The 18649-nt window shown below is 64.7% G+C and carries 18 protein-coding genes; 11 read left to right on the top strand and 7 right to left on the bottom strand.

Features of this window, described 5'->3' with window-relative positions:
- Nucleotides 1–2 precede the first annotated feature (2 nt).
- Genes AWC27_RS05620 through AWC27_RS05610 form a run of 3 tightly spaced genes read right to left on the bottom strand, consistent with a single transcriptional unit; the run spans nt 3 to nt 2676 of the window.
- Nucleotides 3–1340, bottom strand: coding sequence for an FAD-dependent oxidoreductase (locus tag AWC27_RS05620; protein WP_169726724.1), 1338 nt, complete (start codon nt 1338–1340; stop codon nt 3–5).
- A gap of 2 nt (nt 1341–1342) precedes the next feature.
- Nucleotides 1343–1699, bottom strand: a complete 357-nt coding sequence (locus AWC27_RS05615) for a DUF488 domain-containing protein (RefSeq protein WP_085669568.1) — start codon at nt 1697–1699, stop codon at nt 1343–1345.
- A 59-nt stretch (nt 1700–1758) separates the two neighbouring features.
- Complete coding sequence (locus tag AWC27_RS05610; RefSeq protein ID WP_085669567.1) at nt 1759–2676, bottom strand: HpcH/HpaI aldolase/citrate lyase family protein; 918 nt, start codon at nt 2674–2676, stop codon at nt 1759–1761.
- Nucleotides 2677–2899: 223 nt separating this feature from the next.
- Between AWC27_RS05610 and AWC27_RS05605 the strand changes: the two genes are divergently transcribed.
- Genes AWC27_RS05605 through AWC27_RS05590 form a run of 4 tightly spaced genes read left to right on the top strand, consistent with a single transcriptional unit; the run spans nt 2900 to nt 7818 of the window.
- A complete protein-coding gene (locus AWC27_RS05605) occupies nt 2900–3934 on the top strand; it encodes a polyprenyl synthetase family protein (protein WP_085669647.1) in 1035 nt (344 codons plus the stop codon).
- On the top strand, nt 3931–5499 hold the full coding sequence (locus AWC27_RS05600) for an MFS transporter (RefSeq protein ID WP_245846864.1): 1569 nt from the start codon (nt 3931–3933) through the stop codon (nt 5497–5499). The genes AWC27_RS05605 and AWC27_RS05600 overlap by 4 nt, the downstream gene beginning before the upstream one ends.
- A 47-nt stretch (nt 5500–5546) precedes the next feature.
- On the top strand, nt 5547–6014 hold the full coding sequence (locus AWC27_RS05595; protein ID WP_085669566.1) for an SRPBCC family protein: 468 nt from the start codon (nt 5547–5549) through the stop codon (nt 6012–6014).
- Nucleotides 6007–7818 (top strand): sulfatase family protein, encoded by a 1812-nt coding sequence (locus AWC27_RS05590; protein ID WP_085669565.1) that lies wholly within the window; start codon nt 6007–6009, stop codon nt 7816–7818. Before AWC27_RS05595 ends, AWC27_RS05590 begins: the two co-directional genes overlap by 8 nt.
- Here AWC27_RS05590 and AWC27_RS05585 read toward each other — a convergent pair whose 3' ends face one another.
- Nucleotides 7819–8040, bottom strand: coding sequence for an acyl carrier protein (locus AWC27_RS05585; protein WP_085669564.1), 222 nt, complete (start codon nt 8038–8040; stop codon nt 7819–7821).
- Between the two features lie 115 nt (nt 8041–8155).
- Between AWC27_RS05585 and AWC27_RS05580 the strand changes: the two genes are divergently transcribed.
- The gene (locus AWC27_RS05580; RefSeq protein WP_085669563.1) at nt 8156–9109 is read left to right on the top strand and encodes a TIGR03557 family F420-dependent LLM class oxidoreductase; all 954 of its coding nucleotides are present in this window, start codon (nt 8156–8158) and stop codon (nt 9107–9109) included.
- Nucleotides 9110–9156: 47 nt separating this feature from the next.
- Here AWC27_RS05580 and AWC27_RS05575 read toward each other — a convergent pair whose 3' ends face one another.
- Nucleotides 9157–11442 carry an arylsulfatase gene (locus tag AWC27_RS05575; RefSeq protein WP_085669562.1) on the bottom strand — a complete coding sequence of 762 codons (2286 nt, stop codon included), beginning with the start codon at nt 11440–11442 and terminating at the stop codon, nt 9157–9159.
- 49 nt (nt 11443–11491) lie between these two features.
- On the bottom strand, nt 11492–12103 hold the full coding sequence (locus AWC27_RS05570; protein ID WP_085669561.1) for a TetR/AcrR family transcriptional regulator: 612 nt from the start codon (nt 12101–12103) through the stop codon (nt 11492–11494).
- 92 nt (nt 12104–12195) lie between these two features.
- On the opposite strand from AWC27_RS05570, the gene AWC27_RS05565 reads away from it, so the two are divergent.
- Together AWC27_RS05565 and AWC27_RS05560 are read left to right on the top strand one after the other, a co-directional pair.
- A complete protein-coding gene (locus AWC27_RS05565) occupies nt 12196–13023 on the top strand; it encodes a mycofactocin-coupled SDR family oxidoreductase (protein WP_085669560.1) in 828 nt (275 codons plus the stop codon).
- A gap of 19 nt (nt 13024–13042) precedes the next feature.
- Nucleotides 13043–14239 (top strand): cytochrome P450, encoded by a 1197-nt coding sequence (locus tag AWC27_RS05560; RefSeq protein ID WP_085669559.1) that lies wholly within the window; start codon nt 13043–13045, stop codon nt 14237–14239.
- Here the strand turns inward: AWC27_RS05560 and AWC27_RS05555 are convergent.
- Nucleotides 14195–14608 (bottom strand): DUF4267 domain-containing protein, encoded by a 414-nt coding sequence (locus AWC27_RS05555; RefSeq protein WP_085669558.1) that lies wholly within the window; start codon nt 14606–14608, stop codon nt 14195–14197. The two genes, AWC27_RS05560 and AWC27_RS05555, sit on opposite strands and share 45 nt — an antisense overlap.
- Before the next feature lie 47 nt (nt 14609–14655).
- Between AWC27_RS05555 and AWC27_RS05550 the strand changes: the two genes are divergently transcribed.
- The 4 genes from AWC27_RS05550 (at nt 14656) to AWC27_RS05535 (ending at nt 18644) form a co-directional block, all read left to right on the top strand.
- Nucleotides 14656–15540, top strand: a complete 885-nt coding sequence (locus AWC27_RS05550; protein WP_085669557.1) for an Rv3090 family protease — start codon at nt 14656–14658, stop codon at nt 15538–15540.
- A 5-nt stretch (nt 15541–15545) separates the two neighbouring features.
- A complete protein-coding gene (locus AWC27_RS05545; protein ID WP_085669645.1) occupies nt 15546–17264 on the top strand; it encodes a patatin-like phospholipase family protein in 1719 nt (572 codons plus the stop codon).
- A gap of 37 nt (nt 17265–17301) precedes the next feature.
- Nucleotides 17302–17934 carry a DUF732 domain-containing protein gene (locus tag AWC27_RS05540; RefSeq protein WP_245846863.1) on the top strand — a complete coding sequence of 211 codons (633 nt, stop codon included), beginning with the start codon at nt 17302–17304 and terminating at the stop codon, nt 17932–17934.
- A 143-nt stretch (nt 17935–18077) separates the two neighbouring features.
- On the top strand, nt 18078–18644 hold the full coding sequence (locus tag AWC27_RS05535; RefSeq protein WP_085669555.1) for a hemerythrin domain-containing protein: 567 nt from the start codon (nt 18078–18080) through the stop codon (nt 18642–18644).
- Nucleotides 18645–18649 lie beyond the last annotated feature (5 nt).

Here is an 18649-nt window from a genome sequence, read left to right as displayed (position 1 = left end):
ACTCAACTGACATCAGCGAACTCACGCGCAACGAGATGGTAGGAGAAGTCGATCGTGTGCTCGACCATCTCGAAAGCCATTGCGCTGCCGAGAAAATAGGTATTCAGTTTGCCCTGCAACTCCTCGGCACGGTCGTAAAGGCCAGCGGCGACATCGGCGCAGCAGAAGCGGGGAAAGTATCGCCACTGTTGGGTGTGAGCCACCGACCCGAGCGAGATCCCGACGTGCGCGAGATCGCGACGCAGCCGATCGACCGCGGCATCGGCGTTCCACGGATTGTCGGGATCGCCGTAGTGGTAGAAGACGCGTAGCTTGCTGTCGGGCCAAGGCGCAATCGAGGAATGGCCGCCGGCAAGCCCCAATTGTTCGGCGCCATAGGCAAAATGCATCTCGGCGTCTTCGGACAGTGCAGAGGATTCCGCCAGCGTGGCGTAGTACTCCGTGTACTCGAGGCGCCCAAAGATGGACGCGGTTTCCTCGGCTATTCCGGCGGGCGTCTCGTCCTCGAGAAGATCGGCAGCGGCATCCAGAGGCATCGCCAGCAGTACCTTGTCGAATCGCTGGGGTTCGGCCTGCCCGGCGCAGTGAATGGTGACACCGTCTTGATTGCGGCTGATCCGGGTGATCGTGATGCCCGTCGTCACGTCGAAATCCCTTGCCACGGCTTCGAATAGGGCCTGGTAGCCGTGAGTGAACGAAAGCATCGGAGCGGCGCGTCTTTTGACCATGGTCCATAGCGCTTGGCGAACCGACATCCGCGGGTGGCAAAGCATGTACTTCAATAAGTACTGGGCGGCAACAGATGAATACGGGCCATATCCCATGTTTGCAACCGCGGGTTCCCAGGCGGGCAGCAGCAGTTCCAATTTGTTCGCTCGCGCCCAATCAGACATGGGTTGGGCGATCTCCTGCCGGAGATTTTCCAGCTCAGGCAAGCCAGTGAAGGCGAAGCCGGGTCGGTCGAAGAATTTACGGTACTTCGAAACGTAGTGCTGGACCCGCATCAACATGATCAGGCGTTCGCGATTTGAGTATTTTTCGGCATGCGCATCAACGATGTTCGCCCAGCGCTGGTTCGCCAGTTCGACGACAGCCCTGGGGCCGCTGCGCGACGAGAGCTGCAAACCATATCGCTTGGCAAGCTCCATCGCATGTCGACAGCGGTCGCTGATCAGCACCGCACCCAGGTCGTAATGCCGGCCGTCGACCTCGACACTCATTGCCTTGCCGCCGACGCGATCAGCCTTCTCGAAGATCTTGATGTCGTGGTACCCGAGGTCGCGCAACTTGACGGCCGCAGCAAGCCCCGCCGGCCCTGCGCCGACAACCGCGATGCGCAACGTCAATCCTCCCCGCGGGTGAGCAGGTCCACCAGGACGGCAACGTGAGTGCCGTCCAGTTGACGGGTGGCGGTGACCAGGGTGACAACGCCACGTTCGGCTCGCTTGCGCAGTTCGTCTAGCGCGGGATTGCCGGCCAGCTCCGCCTCGTAGCGCGCGGCGAATTCGCCGAAGCGCTCGGCCCGGTGGTGATACCACTCGCGCAGTTCCTTCGATGGTGCGACTTCCTTGCACCAGATGCCCACTCGGGGATCGTCTTTACGTATCCCGCGCGGCCAGATGCCGTCGACGAGGACCCGCTGGCCGCCGTCGGGATCGATCTCGTCATAGATACGTGCCGCTCGGACGTTGGTACTCACATCTGCGCCTCCGAGTCGCCTCCGACTACCTCGCCTCCCTCAAAGTTAGGCGACGGCGGTCAGTAGTGGTAAGTGTCCGACGGCGCCGGTGAGTGCACCGGTTCGTCCTCGAACTCGGAGGCCTCGATGCCGTAGGACCGCGCCAAATCGAGAATCTTGGTGGCACGAGCGATGCGCGGCAGGTCCGACCCGTTGCGGATCTCTCCCCCGTCGCGCTCGAACTCCGCGAAAAATTCTTTCGCCCAGCCGATTTCGTCTTGCGACGGCGACAGGCCCTCATTCACCACGGCACACTGCTCCGGCGAAAGGCAAATCTTGCCGGTCATACCGAACTCGACCGAGACGGCAGTGGCCTCGATCAGCTTGAGCGGATTGGAACCGATGGTCGGCCCGTCGATCGCACTGGGCAGCCCGGCCGCCTTCGCGGCGATGGTGAAGCGTGACCGGGCATAGGCGAGCGTGGTCGGGTCCTCGCCGAAACCGGTGTCCCGGCGGAAGTCTCCGATACCGAAGGCGAGCCGGAACGTGCCCTTGGCGGCGGCGATCTCGGTGATGCGCTCCAGCCCCCGGGCCGTTTCCACCAGAGCGACGATGGGGACGCCCGGCAGTCGGCGCGCGGTCTCGGTGATGTGGTCCACCGATTCGACCATCGCCAGCATCACCCCACCCACCGGGGTGTTGGCCAACTCGGCGATGTCCTTGGCCCACCATGGCGTGCCGAAGCCGTTGATGCGGACCCAGTCCTTGTTGTCGGCGGCCAGCCAGCGCACCACATTGTCGCGCGCGGCGTCCTTGTCTTTGGGCGCGACCGCATCCTCGATATCGAAAACAACGATGTCCGCACGGGAATGAGACGCGGCTTGGAACCGGTCGGCGTGCGCGCCGTTGACCAATAACCAGCTTCGAGCCAGAACCGGATCGATGCGCGAACCTATGTCAGCGGGATCCGCCGCGTCGTAGTTGACTTGGTCATACATTGCGTGCTGCGCCGCCTCTTCATTCCCGTCCGGTGAGTTCGTGCCCCTAAACCGTAGCGGCGAGCCGGCGACGGGTTGACCCTGGTCTCTTTTCGCGAAACGTTGCTGCACTAACTAACCCTCCGGTAAATTTCCCGCTTACCCGCTGCGCGCAACGTTCCCGGGTGAAGATTCCCCCAGGGTGGACGGCGCTGGCAGGCGAACGGTCGGAGAGGTGGTGATCATGACCGAGACGGCGCAACCGGTCTGCGCTGCCGGTGCCACGACGCGCGTCGAAACCCTGCTTGCCGAGACCCGCCTTCTCATCGAACCGACGCAACGCGCCGTGATCGAAACCCTTCCGCCCGCCATCCGCCATATCGTCGGCTTTCATCTGGGCTGGTGGGACGCAGAGGGCCGGGAAGGCTTTGGAAGCGGCGGCAAGGCAGTCCGGCCGACGTTGACCATCGCGTGTGCGCGAGGCGCAGGCGGCTCCGCGCAAGCCGCGATCAAACCCGCGGTTGCGGTGGAGTTGCTGCACGACTTTTCGTTGCTCCACGACGACATCATGGATGGCGATCTGACCCGGCGGCATCGCCCCACGGCGTGGGCTGCATTCGGGCTACCGATGGCATTGCTGACCGGTGACGCGCTTTTTCTATTGGCCTCTGAATTGGTCCACGATGGCCCGTCGGGAACCGCGATCAGAAGCGCCGCGCTGGAATTGTGCGCCGGGCAGTCCGACGACATTGCGTTCGAAAGCCGTGCGGCGGTGGGCCTGGCGGAGTGTCTGCGCATGTCGGAGGCCAAGACGGGGGCGTTGCTCGGCGTGGCATGCCAGTTGGGCGCTCTCTCGGTAGCTGACGACATCGAGTTGGCCAATTTGTACGGGCAATTCGGACGGCACTTAGGAATCGCTTTTCAGCTGGTCGATGACATTCTCGGCATTTGGGGCGGGGAAGCGGTCACCGGTAAGCCGGTTTATTCCGATCTCAAGTCGAGGAAGAAGTCTTTGCCGGTGGTGGCGGCTTTGACCTCCGGCACGGCCGCCGGCCACGAATTGGCCAGGCTGTATGCCAGGACCGACGACCTCGATGATCGCGAGCTGAGCCGGGTCGCCGACCTCGTTGAGGCCGCGGGTGGCCGTGCGTGGGCGGAAACCGAGGCTCAGCGGTATCGCGCCAGCGCGCTGGACGCGCTCAGGGCCGCCAACCCGAAGCCGGGCGCGGTGGCGGATTTGCACGCGCTGGCCGAGTTGGTCGCCAACCGGGTGTGTTGAACTTCGTTCGCGGCGCCGCGGCCGCAGCCGTCACCCCGCGCGCTCGTCCCGGCATCGCGATAGCGGTCATATGCCTCAGCAATTTCGTCGCCAGCATCGATATGACCATCGTCAATGTCGCCCTGCCCACATTGTCGCGTGTCATGAGAGCCGATAACGCCGAACTGCAGTGGGTCGTCGATGCCTACACCCTGACTTCCGCCGGATTGTTGTTGCCGGCGGGGAATCTGGGCGATCGATACGGCAGACGCGGCTGGCTCAACATCGGTCTTGCCCTGTTCGCCGCGACGTCGGCGATTGCCGCCAGCGCCAACTCGCCCGGGACGCTCATCGCGGCGCGCGCGGCCATGGGGATCGGCGCGGCGATCATTTTTCCTACGACGCTGGCACTGGTCACCAACATCTTCACCGACGCAACCCAGCGGGCCAGGGCAATCGGTGTGTGGTCGGCGATGAACGGCATCGGGATAGCCGTCGGGCCGATTACCGGAGGCTGGCTGCTCGAACACTTCACCCTGGGTTCCATCTTCTGGATCAACGTCCCGATCGCCGTAACGGCACTCGTCGGGACAAGTCTGTTCGTGCCGACGTCGCGCGACCCTGACCGTCCCCCAACGCATTCCGGCGGACTGCTGGTGTCCGCGACAGGCGTGACTGTGTTGATCTACACGCTGATCGAAGGGCCCAACATCGGCTGGCTCAGCGTGCGAACCGGCGCCGGTTTCGTGATAGCGGCGATCATGGTGTTGTTGCTCTGGTGGCTGGAGCGGCATACATCGCACCCGGCGCTTGATTGGTCGATTTTTGCCAATCGGCGCTTCTCGGGGGGAAGCGTTGCTGTCACGACGGCCTATCTGGCGCTGTGCGGGTTCATTTTCATCGGCACCCAATACCTGCAATTCATGACCGCTTACCTGCCGCTGGAAACCGGTGTCCGATTGCTGCCGTTGGCGTTCTCGTTCGCCGGCGCCAGCGTGCTGGCACCTAGAATCGTCGAACGGTTCGGCACTACCTCCGTCGTCACCGCCGGACTGCTGACCTTCGCCGCCGCACTGGCAGGGTCTGGGGCCTTCACCACCCACACGCCGTACTGGGTGATCGGCGCGGCGATGGCCCTGCTGGGTGGCGGCCTTGGTCTCACCATGGCCCCGGCCACCGAGGCGATCATGGGTTCGCTCAGCCCGTCGGAGGCGGGCACCGGATCGGCGGTGACCGGTGTGACGCGCCAACTCGGCGGCTGCCTCGGTGTGGCGATCGTGGGCAGCGTTTTCGCCTCGGTCTATGCCAGATCACTGGATGGCCGCGCCGCACTGTCCGATCTGGACCCTGCCGCGCGCGCCGCGCTGCGCCAGTCGATGGCCGCCGCCGAGCACGAGCTCGGCCGCCTACCCACGACGCAGGCGCAAGGCCTGCGCCCGCTCGTCGAGTCCGCGTTCCTCGACGGCGTGTGGGCGGGTTGTCTGACGTGTGCGGGTGTCGCGGTGGCCGGCGCGATCGTCGTCGCCGTCCTGCTGCCCGCGCGCCCCGGCACATCGCAACACCGCGACGCCGGACGCTTGATGTGACCGCCGTTGCGCAGCCCACACGGCAATCTCGGACAAATCTCAGAGTCATGGTGTTGGATGGCGGAGTGTCAGACATCAGCCGCAGCCGGACGATAACGGCGCCGCCACAGGCGATCTGGGATGTATTGGCAGACTTCGGCTCCCTGAGTTCCTGGGCCGACAACGTCGATCACTCATGCGTATTGAACGGCGGCCCCGACGGCTCCCCCGTCGGCACCACCCGCCGCGTGCAGGTGGGCCGCAATGCACTATTGGAGCGCATCACCGAGTTCGATCCGCCGGCCACACTGGCCTACGACATCGAGGGCCTGCCGGCCCGGTTGCGCAAGGTCGCCAACCGCTGGACGCTGCGCCCGGCGGGGAATACGACTGAGGTCACTTTGACCAGCACGGTAGAGATCGGAACCGCACCGCCGGCTCGGCTGGCCGAGCAGGTCGCACTCCGTGTCCTGGCCAAGCAGTCCGACACGCTGCTGACCGGGCTGGCACACCGATTGGAGAACACCCATGTCTGAGCGTCCCGACATCGTCATCTTGATGACAGACGAGGAACGCGCCATACCGCCCTATGAGTCACCCGAGATCCTGCAGTGGCGCCGCCAGACCCTGGCCGGCCGCCGCTGGTTCGACGAGCACGGCGTGAATTTCACCCGGCATTACACCGGTTCGCTGGCGTGCGTGCCGAGCCGCCCGACCATCTTCACCGGACAGTATCCCGACCTGCACGGCGTCACGCAGACCGACGGCATCGGCAAGCGGTTCGACGATTCGCGACTGCGCTGGCTGCGGGCCGGCGAGGTGCCGACGCTGGGCAACTGGTTTCGCGCGGCCGGATACGACACCCACTACGACGGCAAGTGGCACATCTCGCACGCCGACGTCGAGGACCCGGCGACGGGCGCCTCGCTGGCCACCAACGACGACGACGGCGTCGTCGACGCGGCAGCCGTGCAGCGCTACCTGGACGCCGACCCGCTGGCTCCGTACGGCTTCTCCGGTTGGGTGGGCCCCGAGCCGCACGGTGCCGGCAACGCCAACAGCGGATACCGGCGCGACCCGCTGATCGCCGACCGGGTGGTCGCCTGGCTGAAAGACCGCTACGCCCGGCGTCGTGCCGGGGAGGAAGCCGCGCTGCGCCCGTTCTTACTGGTGGCCAGCTTCGTCAACCCGCACGACATCGTGCTGTTTCCGGCGTGGGTGCGGCGCAGCCCGCTGCAGCCCTCGCCGCTGGACCCGCCGCCGGTGCCAGCACCGCCGACCGCCGATGAGGACCTGTCCACCAAGCCGGCCGCGCAGATCGCCTTCCGGGAGGCGTACTACTCCGGATACGGTCCGGCGCCGGCGATCAGCCGCAGCTACGAACGCAATAAGCAGCGCTATCGCGACCTCTACTACCGCTTACACGCCGAAGTCGATACCCCGATCGACCGGGTCCGCCGCGCGGTGACCGAAGACGGTTCCGACAATGCCGTGCTGGTACGCACCTCCGATCACGGCGATCTGCTGGGTGCGCACGGCGGGCTGCACCAGAAGTGGTTCAACCTGTACGACGAGGCCACCCGGGTGCCGTTCGTCATCGCCCGGATCGGCGACAACGTCACCGGGCCACGCACCATCGAGGCGCCGACGTCACACGTCGACCTGGTGCCGACGCTGCTGGGGGCGGCCGGCATCGACGTCGACGCCACCGCCGATGTGCTCGCCGAATCGTTCTCCGAGGTGCATCCGCTGCCCGGTCGCGACCTGATGCCCGTAGTCGACGGGGCACCGGCCGACGAAAGCCGGCCTGTCTACCTGATGACGCGCGACAACGTGCTCGAAGGCGACACCGGCGCTTCGGCATTCGCCCGGCAACTGGGCCGCGACGTGAATCCCCCTGCGCCACTGCGCATTAGGGTGCCCGCGCACGTGGCCGCCAACTTCGAGGGACTGGTCGTGCGCGTTGACGAGTCCGAAGCTGGCGGCGGGAGGGGACACTTGTGGAAGCTGGTGCGCACCTTCGACGACCCGGCCACCTGGACCGAGCCTGGTGTTCGGCATTTGGCCACCAATGGCCTTGGCGGCGAGGCGTATCGCACCGACCCGCTCGATGACCAATGGGAGCTCTACGACCTGACAGCCGACCCGGTCGAGGCGGACAACCGGTGGGGCGATCCCGACTTGCACGAGTTGCGTCAGCACCTCAGGATGCAACTCAAAGGGCAGCGGGCGTCGTCGGTGCCCGAGCGAAATGCACCGTGGCCGTACGCCATTCGGCAGCCTCCGACGGGCGAATCGCAGGGCGTGCTGCGTCGGGTGCTGGGGCGATTCGGCCGCTGACTATCGCGACGACTGGAGTTCGCCGAGTAATTCATGACAGCGCTGGGCGCGCTGAGAATCTTCGGCCATCACGCCCTCGAAAAACTCTGCCACGCTGTCCAGTCCGGCATTTTTCGCGTCACGGACATACTGCCCGTAGTCGTGACCAGCCTTCAGTGAGTGGTATTGCAGTGAGATCAGATCGAAGCTGACGTCGTCGAATCCGGTGTCTCCGGTAGCCATGCTTGCTCCCTCCCGAGGTGATGTGCTGATACGTGGGTGCTACCCGCACGTCGGCGACATAAACGCGACCGGCCGCGGCATGCATGACGCGCCGGCAACCGGGTAGCCCACACTCATGACGAAGATCGGATACTTCTTGTCCTGCGAGCAATTCGGTCCAGCCGAGCTGGTCGACCAAGCCAAACGCGCCGAAGCGGCCGGCTTCGACGCGCTGTGGATCTCCGATCATTTCCACCCGTGGAATGACGAACAGGGCCAAAGCCCATTCGTGTGGGGAGTCATCGGCGCATTGTCACAAGTTACGACACTGCCAGTGACCACTGCTGTCACCTGCCCGACGATCCGCATCCACCCCGCGATCATCGCCCATGCAGCCGCGACGGCGGCGGTCCAATTGGACGGGCGCTTCATTCTCGGTGTGGGTAGCGGCGAGGCGCTCAACGAGCATGTGTTGGGTGATCGCTGGCCCTCGGTCGGCGTGCGGCAACAGATGCTCGAGGAGGCGATCGAGGTGATCCGGCTGCTGCACAAGGGTGACGAGATCAGCCATCATGGCAAGTACTACGAGGTTCAGGAAGCACGCATCTACACCTGCCCGGAAAAGCCGGTGCCGATTTATGTTTCAGGCTTCGGCCCACAGGGCGCGCAACTGGCCGGGCGCATTGGCGACGGGTACTGCCTGGCAATGCCCGAAATCGAACTGGTGCAGGCCTTCCGGGACGCCGGCGGAGGTAACAAGCCGGTTCAGGCCGGCACCAAGGTGTGTTGGGACCGCGACCCGGACACCGCGCTCAAGGCCGCTCACCGGCTATGGGCCAACGAGGCCCTGCCCGGTCAAACCGCCCAAATACTGCCCAGACCAAAGGATTTCGCGGAATTAATGACACTGGTGCCACCGGACACCGTCGCGGAGTCGGTTACCTGCGGGCCAGCCGCGGACAAGCATGCCGGGCAGGTCCGCGAATATCTCGATGCCGGCATCGACGAGGTGTACGTTCAGCAGATCGGGCCGGACATGGACGGCTTTTTCAGCGCCTGGGAACGCGAAGTGCTGCCGCAACTACGGTAATGACACGGCCCCGTTACTCACTCCGCCACCGATGCCGCGGCAGCGGCTTATCGCAGCTGGATCGTGACCTCGTTGATGGTGCTGTTGAACGGGAAGGTGCTGTCATAGGTGTCGGCCGCCGGCGTGCCGCCGTCCATACCGATGTCGATTCCTTCGTCGGCACTGAACCCGAATGGCACGGTGCGCTCGATCCGCGATTCCCCGACTGGGCGATCGTTAAGCAGCAACCTCACTACCCCGCCCTTGCCCAGACCCCCACCGTCATAGTCGAATTCAATCGCGACCGTAGCCTCGCCGGCGGGGAGAAGTTCGGTTGCGGTGACCGTGGTGTATTCCGAGCCGAAATAGTTGTAGGTGAAGTGCGGCAAGCCGTTCTGCACGTACAGTGACAGCCCGGCGAAATAGCCCCCGGCGGCCAGCAGAACTCCTTCGACGACCGTGCCGCCCGGGGTGTCGATAGCCGCGGTGATCGAATAAGACCGATTGAATGCGCTGCGAATGATGTCCTCGGGCATGCGGATGGCCCCCTGACCGAACGAGATCGCAGAACGCTCGCCAAGAATCGTGGGGCGGGCACCCATTGCGCGGATTGGTCCACGGTCATCAAGCGGAAAGACGTTGTTCCGCTCGGCTTCAGAATCGAACAACGCCTTCAGTTCGGCAAGCTTGTCCGGGCGCTCGGCAGCTAGGTCGACGGCCTGGCTGTAGTCGCTGCGCAGATCGTAAAGCTCCCAGCGGTCGTCGGAGAATGCCGGTAATGCGCTCCTCTTCCACTGAATTTTTCCGTGGTAAGTGCACGCAATCCAATTCTCGTGATAGATCCCGCGGATACCGGTGATTTCGAAGTACTGGGTGCCGCGGCGATCCTTCGCGTCCGCATCGCCGAAGGTGTACGCCAAACTGATGCCGTCGTAGGGCTTCTGGGTGACTCCGTTGACAACAGCCGGCGCCGGAATGCCCGCGGCTTCCAGGATGGTCGGGGCAATGTCGATGACGTGATGAAACTGGCAGCGCAGCCCGCCCCGGTCGGTAATGCGCTTGGGCCAGGTCACAATCATCGGGTTGCGAGTGCCGCCGAAGTGGCTGGCGAACCGTTTGGTGAACTGGAATGGCGTGGACATCGCCCACGCGAAGCCGACCGGGTACTCATTGCTGGCCTTCGGCCCGCCGAATTCGTCCATTTTCGACAGCACGACAGAGACGTCCTCTTGGAGGCCGTTCAGTACCACCATTTCGTTGAAAACACCGTCAATTCCGCCCGCCGCCGCAGCTCCGTTGTCGCCGATGATGTAGAAGAACAGGGTGTTGTCCCACTCGGACATGCCCTTGAGGGCAGCGACGATCCGCCCGATCTCGTAATCGGTGTGGGCCAAAAACCCCGCGTAGACCTCCGTGAGCCGGGCCGCGATGCGTTGCCTGTCCGGGGAGACGGAGTCCCACGAGGGGATGGACTCGTGGCGCACCGTCAGCTGAGCATCGGCAGGGATCACCCCAAGCTGCTTCTGGCGAGTGAAGATCTCCTCGCGCAGCCTGTCCCAGCCTAAGTCGAACTGGCCGCGGAACGGCTCGCTCCACTCGGGCGCCACCTGGTGCGGCGCATGGGTGGCACCCGGCGCCCAATAGACGAAAAAGGGCCGATCCGGTGCGATGGACCGCTGGGCACGTACCCATTCGATCATCCGATCGGCGAGGTCGGTGGTCAGATGGTAATTCGCGACACCTTCGGGACGTTCGATGGGCGTCGTACCGTGGTACAGGCCCGGATTGTATTGGTGCGCTTCGCCACCCATGAACCCGTAGAACTCTTCGAAACCCATGCCCGTCGGCCAGCGATCGAACGGTCCCGCCGGGCTGACCTCCCACACCGGGGTGTTATGCCATTTGCCGAACGCCGCGGTGCTGTAGCCGTTGAGCCGCAACGTCTCAGCGACAGTGGCGGCAGATTTCGGGATGATGCTGTTGTAGCCGTCGTACCCGGTGGCCCACTCGGTGATATTGCCGGTATTCACCACATGGTGGTTCCGGCCGGTGAGCAATGCTGCCCGTGTGGGAGAGCACAGTGCGGTGGTGTGAAACCGGTTGTAGCGCAACCCTTCCCCCGCCAACGCATCGCCGGTAGGCGACGGAACCGGACCGCCGAACGTAGCAGTAGCCCCGAACCCCACGTCATCAAGCAGCACGATCACCACATTGGGCGCGCCGGTCGGGGGGCGGATGGGCGAGATCGTCGGCATCACCGACTCCGAGATCGTCGGTCCGGCCTTACCGCCGGCCGGTGTGTCGGGCAGTGGCAGCCTGGTGCGATCGAACTCTGCTGGCGCGCCTCGCATCATTGCCTCACCTAGTTTCAGGTCGAATCCATGTTCTCCGCAGATCACAAAGCTAGTGGGCATGACTCCGTTCGGTGGACTCAGGGTCAGCAGGCAAGGCGCGATCCAGAGGGTCAGCCTGGCCCGGCGTTGACGTCAACCGGAACAGCGCCCGATCCAGCGTCGGCAGGATCTCGGTGATCGCAATCTCGCCCGCCGAGAAGCGCGCGACCAGTCCGTAGGCGAGGTTGGACACAATCGCGGGAAGGTCTTCGACGAGATCGGGTTCGGCGTCACCCAGCACGGCCATGGTAGCGGGTATAACGGCGTCCAAACCGCGGCTCACCAGCCGGGCGCCGCCTGGGGCAGAACGGGCGCGAAAGTAGGCTCGCAGCATGTCCGGATGCCGTTCCCATGGCTGGAAAATCGTTCGGAACACCCGCATCAGGCCGTCGTAAACGGATTCACCCGGATCGTGGGTCTGCATTGCCAAAGCGGCATAACGGTTTTCGTCCATCCAGCGCTCGAGCGCCGCGAGGATGAGGGCATCGCGAGTCGGGTAACGCTTGTAGATGGTGGTCAGAGACATCCGCGCGCGCTTGGCGACCTCCCGCAGCTGCACCGCGTCATACCCGTCGGTCTCCAAGATGTCCACGACGACGCTAAGGATCGGGTCGCCTGTCATCACTTCAGCGCTTGCCACCTGCACCCTTGCCCTCGTCGAGTAACAAGGTTACCGTACCTGGTGTAACGAGGTTACTCAACGAGGAGGGCCGGATGCCCGGTCGGGTTGCAGACAAGGTCGCGTTCGTCACCGGCGCGGCGCGCGGGCAGGGCCGCAGTCACGCGGTGCGGCTGGCGCAAGAGGGGGCCGACATCATCGCGATCGATATCTGCCAGCCCTTCGAAAACTCACCGGCGCCGCCATCGACGCCCGAAGACCTCGCGCAGACCGCCGATCTCGTCAAGGGCTGCAATCGCCGCGTCGTCACCGCCGAAGTCGACGTCCGGGATTACGACGCCCTGCAGGCCGCCGTCGACAGCGGCGTCGAGCAGCTGGGCCGGCTCGACATAGTCGTCGCCAATGCCGGTATCGGCACGATCGGAGCCCGGCTGGACCGGATGGGCGAAGACCTGTGGCAGGAGATGATCGACGTCAACCTCAGCGGAGTCTGGAAGACAGTGAAAGCCGCTGTGCCGCACTTGAGTTCGGGTGCCTCGATTGTCTTGACCAGTTCGGTGGCCGGCCTCAAGCCATACACCCACACCGGCCATTACGTGGCGGCCAAGCACGGTGTGGTCGGGCTGATGCGGTCGTTCGCCGTGGAACTCGGCCCTAAGAACATCCGCGTCAATTCAGTCCATCCCACGCACGTGAACACGCCATTGTTGATCAACGAGAGCACCTTTCGGCTGTTCCGGCCGGATTTGGCGAACCCCGGGCCCGATGATCTGGCGCCCATCTGCCAAACCTTCCACACCCTGCCGATCCCGTGGGTGACGGCCGAGGACATCAGCAACGCAGTGTTGTTCCTGGCCTCCGACGAAGCGCGTTACATCACCGGCGTGACGCTTCCCGTCGATGCCGGCAGCTGCCTGAAATAACCGAAGACGAGGCCAGCACATGACAGTTAGCACCGATGTCTACTACGACCCGTACGACGTCGATATCACCGCCAACCCCTATCCCACTTTCGCTCGGCTGCGCGACGAGGCCCCGTTGTACTACAACGAGCGCTACAACTTCTGGGCGATCTCCCGCCACGCCGACGTCGAGAAGGCACTCTCGGATTGGGAAACGTTCTCCAACAGCCGAAGTGACATCCTCGAACTGATCCAGTCCAAGTTCGACATGCCGCCGGGTGTGATGATGTTCGAGGACCCGCCCACGCACACGATGTTGCGCGGGGTGATGTCGCGGGTCTTCACCCCGCGCCGGATGGCCGCGATAGAGGACCAGATCCGCCGCTACTGCATTCGGTGCCTGGATCCGCTGGTCGGTTCCGGCGGTTTCGACATCATCGCGGAATTGGCGTCGATGATGCCGATGCGTGTCATCGGGATGCTGCTGGGCATCCCCGAAGACGAGCAGATCGGCGTGCGCGACGCCAATGACGCCAACCTGCGCACCCGGCCCGGCACACCCATGAAGGTGGCCGACCCGGATGCGATCGCCGACGGCCGCATCTACGCCGATTACGTCGACTGGCGCGCCAAGAATCCTTCCGACGACCTGATGACCGCACTGCTCAACGTCGAGTTCGAGGACGCCACCGGCGTGACGAGAAAGCTGACCCGTAAAGAGGTGCTGCACTACACCCAGGTGGTGGCCGGGGCGGGCAATGAAACGACGGGCCGGCTGATCGGCTGGCTGGCCAAAGTGCTCGCCGAGCATCCCGACCAGCGTGCCGAAGTCGCACAAGACCGCTCGCTGCTGACCCGCGCGGTTGACGAGACGTTGCGCTTCGAGCCGACGGGACCGCACGTCGCCCGCTACACGATCCGCGATTTCGAGGCCTACGGCACCACCGTGCCGGCCGGCAGCGCAATACTGCTGCTCTTCGGCTCGGCCAACCGAGACCCGTTGCGCTACAAGGATCCTGACACGTTCAACCTTCACCGCGACAACATCTCGCACCTGACGTTCGGCAAGGGTGTGCACTATTGCCTGGGTGCGAATCTGGCCCGCCTGGAAGGCCGGGTCGCCCTGGACGAGTTGCTCAACCGGTGGCCGCACTGGGATGTCGACTACGACAGCCTCAAGCTCGCGCCCACCTCAACGGTCCGCGGCTGGGAGCGCCTTCGCATCGTCGTGTCGTGACGGCCGCCGGCGCGCGGCACCCCACAAGCCCACCCCGATGCCGATCACGGCACCACCCAGGCCGATTACGCGTTGCGCGGGCTTGAGTTCGTCGTGCACGCTCAGCCCGCCGAGCAGGTCGGCGGCGTCGGCGCCGCCGGACGCCAAAAACCAGCCGCGGGTGTTCTTGCCCCGCAGCGCCGCCGTCGCAAGCAGGCCGCCGATCAACGCGTCGCGGTAGCCCATCGACCGCAACAACAATTGCGCCGTCGCCGTTTGATCATCGGGATCGCCCCAGAGCCGATTGGCCGCAATCGGGTCGTAGAGGAAAGAGAGGCCCGAGGCGAGTCGGATGCTGCCCGTGATCAGTGCGGCACGATCGATCGACATGGCAGCAGCCTAGGCTGCCTCTACCGCCTGCAGAAGGAGAGCAATCGATGACGTGGCAAATCGTGCTGTTTGTCATTTGCTTGATCATCGCCGGAGTCGCCGGCATCTTCTGGCTCGTCAACCGCACCAGCGCGAACTCACGCACCAAGGCGGTGACGGTGGGTGCGCTGGCAGCCGCACTGCTGTTCTTCCTGTGGGGTTGCTTCACCATCGTCGGCACGCGTCAGATCGCGATCGTCACCACCTTCGGGCGCCCCAACGGGGTGAGCCTGAACAACGGGTTCCACGCCAAGTGGCCGTGGCAGATGACCCACCAGATGGACGGCGCGGTGCAGATCGACAAGTACGTCAAAGTGGGCAGCCACGACGAGCGCATCATGGTGCGGCTTGGCAACCAATCCACCGCGCTGGCCGACGTCAGCATCCGCTGGCAGCTCAAGCAGCATGCCGCGCCGGAACTGTTCCAGCAGTACAAGACCTTTGACAACGTGCGGGTCAACCTGATCGAGCGCAATCTGTCGGTTGCCCTCAACGAGGTGTTCGCCGCCTTCAATCCGCTGGATCCGCAGAACCTCGATGTCTCGCCGCTGCCCAGCCTGGCCAAGCGCGCCGCCGACATCATGCGCCAGGACGTCGGCGGCCAGGTCGACATCTTCGACGTCAACGTGCCCACTATCCAGTACGACCAGGGCACCGAGGACAAGATCAATCAGCTCAACCAGCAGCGCGCCCAGACCTCGATCGCGGTGGAGGCCCAGCGCACCGCCGAGGCTCAGGCCAAAGCCAACGAGATCCTTTCCCGCTCGATCAGCAACGACCCGAACGTCGTCGTGCAGAACTGCATCACCGCCGCGATCAACAAGGGAATCAGTCCGCTGGGCTGCTGGCCGGGCAGCTCAGCGCTGCCAACCATCCCCGTACCGGGACACTGATGCTCATGCAGATCCCCTTCGCGGACGCGATGCGTGCCCGGTTGGGCCGGCGCGGCGACGCGCTCGACGTGGACACCGAAATCGACGGAACCGACCAGATCGACCGGATCGACGCCGAGAACCGGGACACCGATGCCGCGCTCGACACGGTTGAACTGCCCTCGACCGAGCCCAATCTGCTGCTGCAGAAAATGGAGAACCGGCTGGTCCGGCAACATCTGGCCAACCCCGACGTGCTGAGCGACGACGAGCTGCGCCAACTGCGCTACATCCTCAACTTCGCCCGGCTCGCCGACTTCGAACCGGGCGCAGCCGGCCCGGGTGGAACGCGGGGACGCGGCGACATAGCGGTGGGCGCCGAAGTGGCGCCCTGGCGCTCGCGGGTCACCGACACGCTGTTCGGGCCGCTGCGCGAGGAGCCGGATCCGGTCACCGCACTGAAGGCAGCACGAGACGCGCTGGGGGGCCTGGCGGCCGACCAGGACGACCAGCGGCGCGTGCTCATAGAACGCCACGGCAACGATTTCTCCGCCGCGGAGCTGGACTCCGAGGTCGGATACAAGAAGCTGGTCACCGTCCTTGGCGGCGGCGGTGGCGCTGGTTATGTCTACATCGGCGGCATGGCGCGCCTGCTGGAAGCCGGCCAGGTGCCCGACTACCTGATCGGCTCGTCGTTCGGGTCCATCATCGGCAGCCTGGTGTCGCGTGCCCTGCCGGTGCCGATTGAGGATTACGTCGCCTGGGCCAAGTCGGTGTCCTACCGCGCCATCCTCGGACCCGAACGGCTTCGCCGCCGGCACGGCATGGCCGGCCTGTTCGCGCTGCGCTTCGACCAGTTCGCCCTGGCGTTGCTCAGCCGCGAAGATGGCCAGCGGATGCGCATGTCGGACCTGGCGATCCCGTTCGACGTCGTGGTCGCCGGTGTGCGCCGGCAGCCGTATGCGGCATTGCCTTCGCGGTTTCGCCGGCCTGAACTCGCCGCGCTGCAGTTGCGATCGGTCCCGTTCCGCCCGATCGGCATCGGCCCCCAGGTGGCCGCGCGCATGTGGCAGGTGGCCGCCTTCATCGACTTGCGGGTGGTCAAGCCGGTCGTCCTCAGCGGCGACGACCCGGCGCTGGATTTCGACGTCGTCGACGCGGCGTCGTTCTCGTCGGCCATTCCCGGTGTGCTGCACCATGAGACGCGCGACCCGCGCATGGTCCCGCTTTTGGACGACCTGTGCGCCGAACGGGACATCGCCGCGATCGTCGACGGCGGCGCAGCCAGCAACGTCCCCGTCGAACTGGCGTGGAAGCGAGTCCGGGACGGCAAGTTGGGTACTCGCAACGCCTGCTATCTGGCGTTCGACTGCTTCCATCCGCAGTGGGATTCCCGGCACATGTGGCTGGCCCCGATCACCCAGGCGATTCAGGTGCAGATGGTGCGCAACCTGCCCTACGCCGATCACCTCATCCGGTTCGAGCCGACGTTGTCGGCGATCAACCTGGCCCCATCGGTCACCGCGATCGATCGCGCCTGCGAGTGGGGACACAACAGCGTTGACCCGGCCATTCCGCTGACGACGGCCCTGTTGGCGCCGACGTGGTGGGAAGGCGAGAAGCCACCGGCCGCCGAACCATCGGCCCACGCCAAGTCGGTGGCCTCGTCGATGAGCTCGGTGATGGCCGCGATCCAGATGCCGACGGGCCGAATCAGACAGTGGCGTAACCGCCACCTGACGTAAGGCGGGACGGCCAAGGCTGCTGGCTAGGATGGCCCTCATGGTCGAGTCGCATCCGGCTGCCGACAACACCGGTGCGGTCAATCGTGACCAGACCGTTGCCGTACCCAATGCGGCACCCACCGACGCCGTTGAAGTCGCGTGGTCGCGGGGCGAAGAGGCCATCCCCGATGTAGGAGCCGAGGTGCCAGGCGACGGCGAGTACGACGTCGCCAGCGAACCGGTGGCAGCCGTGGAGACCTGGCGCTCAACGTGGGGCAGAGCCGCCGCCCTGCTGCTGGTCGGTTTGGGACTGGCGGGCGCAATCGTGTTGGGGCACTGGGCTTTAACCAGGTCGCCGTCTTCGGGTAAGCCCGCACCGGTGGCGCCCGCTAGCAGCTCGGCGGCAACGACTACCGCACCGAATCCTGCCTCCATCAACTCGACCCCCGACCAGGACAACAAGTACATCCAAGATCTCAGCGACCGCGGCATCTCGTTCGCGAACCCCGAGGCGGCCGTCTACAACGGCAAGATGGTGTGCCTGAACATCGGCCAGGGCATGACCGTGCAACAGATCGTCGCGGAGTTCCGTAACAACAGCCCCGCGTTCAGCAGCGTCGCCAATGACTACGTGGCGATCTCGGTGCGAACGTACTGCCCGCAGCACAACAATCTGGTCGCCGGGTTCTGATCAGCCGCCACACATAACTGAGGCACACAACATGCCCCTTGTGCATGACGGTGGCTGCTGTGTGGACGTGCGCGCCGCGGGCGTTTTAGTACACCTGCACCGGGGTATGCGGCGGCTATTGATTCCACAGGAGGTACATCCGCGTGGCCGAGATGATTGTTCAAACACCTGACGAAGTTGTCACGTTTCTCAAAGCCCAGCATGCCCTCATCGAGGACATGTTCGAAGAAGTCCTGCACGCGTCGGAGCCGCAGGCACGCGAAAAGCCGTTCATAGAGCTGCGCCAATTGCTTGCCGTGCACGAGACGGCCGAGGAGATGGTGGTGCACCCGCGGCTGCGCCGCGAGGCCGACGACGGCGACGCGATCGTTGACCTGCTCTTGAAGCAAGAGCACGAAGCCAAAGAGCAGCTGTCGAAGATCGAAGGCCTCGACATCACCTCGCAGGAGTTCATCGATGAGCTGACCAAGCTGCGCGATGCGGTGCTGGCGCACGCCGAGCATGAGGAGATCGAGGAGTTTCCCAAGTTGCAGCAGCAAGTCGACGCCGACGACCTCAAGCGAATGGGGACCGCGGTGAAGATGGCCGAAGCGATCGCCCCGACTCGTCCGCATGCCGGTGTTGAGTCGGCGAAGCTGAATTTCGCGGTCGGGCCGTTCGCCTCGATGCTCGACCGGGCTCGCGACCTGATTCAGCATGCGATCGGCTAAGGGAT

Origin of the sequence: Mycobacterium szulgai (assembly GCF_002116635.1) — a bacterium.
In the GTDB taxonomy this organism is placed as follows: Bacteria; Actinomycetota; Actinomycetes; order Mycobacteriales; family Mycobacteriaceae; genus Mycobacterium; species Mycobacterium szulgai.
Note: the sequence above shows the minus strand (reverse complement) of the source record. Positions and strands in the feature narration are given on the sequence as shown.

What these genes read in the sequence shown, in the direction of transcription:
- AWC27_RS05570 (WP_085669561.1), bottom strand. Translation starts at nt 12,103, where the DNA reads ATGACAGGCGACCCGATCCTTAGCGTCGTCGTGGACATCTTGGAGACC.
- AWC27_RS05555 (WP_085669558.1), bottom strand. Translation starts at nt 14,608, where the DNA reads ATGTCGATCGATCGTGCCGCACTGATCACGGGCAGCATCCGACTCGCC.
- AWC27_RS05580 (WP_085669563.1), top strand. Translation starts at nt 8,156, where the DNA reads ATGACGAAGATCGGATACTTCTTGTCCTGCGAGCAATTCGGTCCAGCC.
- AWC27_RS05610 (WP_085669567.1), bottom strand. Translation starts at nt 2,676, where the DNA reads ATGTATGACCAAGTCAACTACGACGCGGCGGATCCCGCTGACATAGGT.
- AWC27_RS05565 (WP_085669560.1), top strand. Translation starts at nt 12,196, where the DNA reads ATGCCCGGTCGGGTTGCAGACAAGGTCGCGTTCGTCACCGGCGCGGCG.
- AWC27_RS05540 (WP_245846863.1), top strand. Translation starts at nt 17,302, where the DNA reads ATGGTCGAGTCGCATCCGGCTGCCGACAACACCGGTGCGGTCAATCGT.
- AWC27_RS05590 (WP_085669565.1), top strand. Translation starts at nt 6,007, where the DNA reads ATGTCTGAGCGTCCCGACATCGTCATCTTGATGACAGACGAGGAACGC.
- AWC27_RS05595 (WP_085669566.1), top strand. Translation starts at nt 5,547, where the DNA reads ATGGTGTTGGATGGCGGAGTGTCAGACATCAGCCGCAGCCGGACGATA.
- AWC27_RS05585 (WP_085669564.1), bottom strand. Translation starts at nt 8,040, where the DNA reads ATGGCTACCGGAGACACCGGATTCGACGACGTCAGCTTCGATCTGATC.
- AWC27_RS05560 (WP_085669559.1), top strand. Translation starts at nt 13,043, where the DNA reads ATGACAGTTAGCACCGATGTCTACTACGACCCGTACGACGTCGATATC.
- AWC27_RS05550 (WP_085669557.1), top strand. Translation starts at nt 14,656, where the DNA reads ATGACGTGGCAAATCGTGCTGTTTGTCATTTGCTTGATCATCGCCGGA.
- AWC27_RS05605 (WP_085669647.1), top strand. Translation starts at nt 2,900, where the DNA reads ATGACCGAGACGGCGCAACCGGTCTGCGCTGCCGGTGCCACGACGCGC.
- AWC27_RS05545 (WP_085669645.1), top strand. Translation starts at nt 15,546, where the DNA reads ATGCAGATCCCCTTCGCGGACGCGATGCGTGCCCGGTTGGGCCGGCGC.
- AWC27_RS05575 (WP_085669562.1), bottom strand. Translation starts at nt 11,442, where the DNA reads ATGATGCGAGGCGCGCCAGCAGAGTTCGATCGCACCAGGCTGCCACTG.